The following is a 5,007-nucleotide window of genomic DNA, read 5'->3' as shown; positions in this document are numbered from 1 at the left end:
CCGAAGATGGTGCCCAGCACGGCGGCGGTGTCGACGCCCTGGCCGAGCGCGCCGTCGAGCCGCTTGCCGAAGATCGGGTAGAGCGCCGAGCGGACCGCCAGCGGCAGGCCCAGCCGGTAGGCGAAGAAACCCAGCGCGATCCCCATGAGCGAATACATCGCCCAGCCGCTGATGCCGTAGTGGAACATCGTCCACACGGCGCCCTCGCGGGCGGCCTCGATCGTGCCGCCCTTGCCGACCGGCGGGTGCAGGTACTGCGTCACGGGCTCGGCCACCGAGAAGAACATCAGGTCGGTGCCGATGCCCGCCGCGAAGAGCATCGCGGCCCACGAGAACGTCGTGTACTGCGGGCGCGAGTGCGCCGGGCCGAGGCGGATGTGCCCGAACCGGGACAGGCCGAGGTAGATCACGAAGCCCAGCACCACGGTGGCCAGCGCGATGTAGAACCAGCCGAAACCGCCGGCGATCCAGCCGACGACGGTGCCGAGCACACCGGCCGCGTGCTGGGGGGCGATCAGGGCCCAGCCGGCGATGGCGAGGATGCCGACCGCCGAGCCGATGAACACGGGCTTGTTCATCTCGGGGCGCGCGCCCTTCGGCGCCCCGACCTCCGGCGGTGTGGGCGGGCTTCCGGTGGGTTGGCCGTTCACGGTGGTGCTGCTCATGACGCCTCCGGGGTCGAGACCTTGCGCGCCGGCGCGGGATTGGCCCCGGCGGCGCTGGGCGGGTTGGTCGTGGCGTCCCAGGCGTCGTTGCGCGGGTCACCCTGGGGGTAGAGGGGCATGCCCTCGCTGTGCCGGTAGAACGGCACGTGCGACGGCGCCAGCGGCGTGTTGCCCATGATGAGGTCGGCGGCTTTCTCGGCGACCATCATCACCGGCGCGTAGATGTTGCCGTTCGTGACGTAGGGGAACACCGAGGCGTCGACGACCCGCAGTCCGTCCACGCCGTGCACCCGCATCGTGCTCGGATCGATGACGCTGCCCTCGCCGGTGCCCATCTTGGCGGTGCAGGAGGGGTGCAGCGCAGTCTCGGCGTCGCGAGCGACCCAGTCGAGGATCTCCTGGTCGGTCTGCACCGACGGCCCCGGCGAGATCTCACCCGCGCTGAACGGGGCGAACGCCGGCTGCTCGAGGATGTTGCGTGCGGCGCGGATCATCTCGATCCACTCGCGGCGGTCGTTCTCGGTCGAGAGGTAGTTGAACCGGATCGCCGGGTGCTCGAACGGGTCCCGGCTCTTGATCTTCACCGTGCCCCGCACATCGGAGAACATCGGCCCGATGTGCACCTGGTAGCCGTGCTCGGCAGCCGGCTGCGAGCCGTCATACCGGATGGCGATGGGCAGGAAGTGGAACATCTCGTTTGGCCAGGCGACCTCGTCGTTGCTGCGGATGAACCCGCCCGCCTCGAAGTGGTTGCTCGCGCCAACGCCCTTGCGCATCAACCACTCCAACCCGATGCGCGGCATGTGGCGACGCTTCAGCCAGGGCGCGATCGACACCGGCTGCTTGCTCGCGTGCTGGATGTAGACCTCGAGGTGGTCCTGCAGGTTCTCCCCCACGCCCGGTACATCAGCAATGGCGGCGATGCCGAGCTGCTGCAACTCGGCGACGTTGCCGATCCCGGCCAGCTGCAGCAGCTGCGGGGAGTTGAACGCACCACCGCACAGGATGACCTCGCGCGCCTTGGCGTGCCGGTGCAGCTTGCCGCCGCGCAGGAAGTCCACGCCGGTGACCCGGTTCCCTTCCGTACGAAGGCCGGTCACCATCGCGAGCGTCTCGATGGTCAGGTTCTTGCGGTTCTGCACGGGGTGCAGGTATGCCCGGGCTGCGCTCAGTCGGCGGCCCCGGTGCACGTTGCGGTCGAACTTGGCAAAGCCTTCCTGGCGGTAGCCGTTCACGTCGTCGGTGAGCGGGTAGCCGGCCTCCTGCACGGCCTCGAAGAACGCGCCGAACAGGGGGGTGTCGGCCGGCCCGCGCTCCAGGATGAGTGGGCCGGAGCCGCCGCGCCAGGCGTCGGCGCCGGCGACGCAGGTCTCCATGCGCTTGAAGTAGGGCAGGCAGTGGGCGTAGTCCCAGTTCTCCATGCCCTCGTCGTGGGACCAGCGCTCGAGGTCCATCGGGTTGCCCCGCTGGAAGATCATGCCGTTGATCGAGCTGGAGCCGCCGAGGACCTTGCCGCGGGCGTGGTAGACGCGCCGGCCGCCCATGTGCGGCTCCGGCTCGGACTCGTACTTCCAGTCGTAGAGCCGGTTGCCGATCGGGTAGGGCAGTGCGGCCGGCATGTGGATGAACGGGTCGAAGAGGAAGTCGCTGCGGCCCGCCTCGAGGACGAGGACCGTCGTGCCGGGGTCGGCGCTGAGCCGGTTGGCCAGGGCCGAGCCGGCCGAGCCCCCTCCGACGATGACGTAGTCCCAGGTCTGCTCGGTCACGCATCCTCCTTGGTGTCTGAAAACCAGCCGGCCTTGGCCGGCTTCGTGTTGTGCCAGATGTGCTTGGCCTCGCGGTACTCCTCCAGCCCGGCGAGGCCGAGCTCGCGGCCGACGCCGGACTGCTTGAAGCCGCCCCACTCGGCCTGGGGCACGTAGGGGTGGTAGTCGTTGATCCAGATCGTGCCGTGCCGCAGCCGGTTCGCGACCCGCTCGGCCCGGCCGGCGTTCTCGGTCCACACCGCTCCGGCGAGGCCGTAGATGGTGTCGTTGGCGAGGGCGACGGCGGCGTCCTCCGCGGCCTCGCGGGTGTCCCCGGAGAACGTCTCCACCGTCACCACCGGACCGAACGACTCGTCCTGCACGCAACGCATCTCGCTGCGGCAGCCGTCGAGCACGGTCGGCAGGAAGTAGTGCCCGTCGGCCAGGGCCGGGTCGTCCGGGGTGGTGCCGCCGACGAGCAGCTGGGCGCCCTCCGCGACCGCGTTCTCGACGTAGGCCTGCACCTTCTTGAGGTGGTCGCCGCTGATCAGCGGTCCGGTCTCGGCGTCCTCGTCGAACGGCCCACCGAGGCGGATCTGCCCCGCCCGCCGGACCAGCTCGGCGACGACCTGGTCGTGCACCGACTCCTCGACGATGAGCCGGGAGCCGGCCGAACACACCTGCCCCGAGTCGAGGAAGATCGCCGTGAGCGCGTTGTCGATCGCGGCCGGCAGGTCGGCGTCGGCGAAGACCACGTTCGGGTTCTTGCCGCCCAGCTCCAGCGCGACCCGCTTCACCGTCGGCGCCGCAGCGGCCATGATCCGCCGGCCCGTCACCAGCCCGCCGGTGAAGGAGACCAGGTCCACCCCCGGGTCGTCGGTCATTGCCGCGCCGACGGTGGCCCCCGAGCCGAGGACGAGGTTCGCGACCCCCTTCGGCAGCCCGAGCTCGTCGAGCGTCCGCACCAGCCAGATGGCGGTGTGCGGCGTGAGCTCGCTGGGCTTGAGCACGAACGTGTTCCCCGCCGCGAGCGCCGGCGCGACCTTCCAGGAGGTCTGCAGCAGCGGGTAGTTCCACGGCGTGATCAACGAGCACACCCCGACCGGCTCGTGGACCACGCGACTGGAGACTCCCGGCATACCGGTGTCGACGACGCGGCCCACGTCGGACTGGGCCAGGGACGCGAAGTGGCGGAAGACGCCCACGATGTCGTCCATGTCGATCTGCGCCTCGACGAACCGCTTGCCGGTGTCGAGCGCCTCGAGCCGGGCGACCTCGTCCTTCTCGGCGGCCAGGCGGTCGGCGAGGCGGAACAGCAGCGCGGCGCGCTCCGGGCTCGGCGTCGTGGGCCACGGGCCCGCGTCGAACGCCTTCCGGGCAGCGGAGACCGCGGCGCGGGCCTCCTCGGCGGTCGCCTCGTCGACGGTGCCGACGGTGCTGCCGTCGGCGGGGCAGCTGATGGTGCGGGTGCCGCCGTCGCTGGCGGCGCGCCAGGTCCCGTCGATGAACAGGTCAGGCATCGGTCCTCCCGGAGCTCGAATCGGACGCGGTCGGGGTGGACCGGCGGGGACGGTCGCGAGCCGAACTCGACGCACTCCTGCCGGTCCACACAACGTGAGACAGCCACCCGGACGCGGCACGCAGGCAGCCGGTGGTGCGCGACGGCACCGGGGAGCGCCGGGGCCCGCGGCGTCTGGGGAAACTCTTGTCTACCAAAGACCTGTGGATAACTTCCACTTTGCGGCCCGCGAATCCGGCTGTTATCGCGCGCGACGGGGCTGCTGTGGCCCGTGGGGCCTCTGGGACGTGCTGAGGGCCGCAACCACCGCTCGTGAGAACGTCGGCGGGTGAGCACTCCTCCCCTGCCGCACGTCGCCGTGGTCGGCTCCGGTGTCGCCGGCGCCTCGACCGCCTTCGCCCTCGCCCGCCGCGGCGTGCCCGTGACCGTGGTGGACGCCGACCGCGCAGGCGTCGCCACCGCGGCCGGCGCGGGCATCGTCCAGCCGTGGAGCTCCTCCTCGAGCGGTCCCTACTACGAGCTGTATGCCGAGGGCGCGGCCTACTACCCCACCCTCCTGGAGCGCTTGTCCTCCGCGGGCACAGCGGCGGTCGACTTCCGCCGCACCGGCTCCCTGGTGGTCAGCCCGAACCCGGCCGAACTGGACGAGGCGGAGGAGCGGATCCGCCGCCGGACGGCCGGCTCGGACGTGGCCGGCACGGTCGAGCGGGTCGACGAGGCCGGGGCGCGACGGCTGTTCCCGCCACTGGCACCCGGGCTCGCGGCGCTGCACGTGACCGGCGGCGCGCGGGTCGACGGCCGCAGCCTGCGGCAGGGGCTGTTGCAGGCCGCCGCCGCGCGGGGCGCGCGGACGGTCCGCGGGAACGCGACCGTGACCGGCGGTGGGACCGTGCAGGTCGACGGCGAGCCGCTGGCCGCTGACGCGGTGGTCCTCGCCGCCGGGGCCTGGACGGCGGAGCTCCTCCAGCCGGTCGGCGTCGAGCTGGGGCTGGCGCCGCAGCGCGGGCAGATCACCCACCTGCGCCTCGAGGGCGTCGACACCTCGTCGTGGCCCTCGGTGCTGCCGCTGACCGGTCAC

4 protein-coding genes are annotated in these 5,007 nt (G+C 71.7%); 1 reads left to right on the top strand and 3 read right to left on the bottom strand.

Translation table 11 applies throughout. From position 1 onward, the window contains the following. From VFL99_RS08680 to VFL99_RS08670, 3 genes are all read right to left on the bottom strand, one after another. On the bottom strand, positions 1-665 hold a 665-nt coding region (locus VFL99_RS08680), incomplete at its 3' end, for a BCCT family transporter (RefSeq protein ID WP_325105946.1). Continuing rightward, positions 662-2,431, bottom strand: coding sequence for a choline dehydrogenase (gene betA, locus VFL99_RS08675; RefSeq protein ID WP_325105945.1), 1,770 nt, complete (start codon positions 2,429-2,431; stop codon positions 662-664). The genes VFL99_RS08680 and betA, both read right to left, overlap by 4 nt. Next, on the bottom strand, positions 2,428-3,930 hold the full coding sequence (locus VFL99_RS08670) for an aldehyde dehydrogenase family protein (RefSeq protein ID WP_325105944.1): 1,503 nt from the start codon (positions 3,928-3,930) through the stop codon (positions 2,428-2,430). The genes betA and VFL99_RS08670 overlap by 4 nt, the downstream gene beginning before the upstream one ends. 327 nt (positions 3,931-4,257) lie before the next feature. On the opposite strand from VFL99_RS08670, the gene VFL99_RS08665 reads away from it, so the two are divergent. Continuing rightward, positions 4,258-5,007: NAD(P)/FAD-dependent oxidoreductase (locus VFL99_RS08665; protein WP_325105943.1), on the top strand; the 750-nt coding region annotated here is incomplete at its 3' end.

This window comes from Segeticoccus sp. (genome assembly GCF_035708005.1).
This window is presented reverse-complemented; position numbering and strand designations above follow the sequence as displayed.

Excerpts from the sequence above, each read along its gene's own strand:
- VFL99_RS08670 (WP_325105944.1), bottom strand. The coding sequence starts at position 3,930 with ATGCCTGACCTGTTCATCGACGGGACCTGGCGCGCCGCCAGCGACGGC.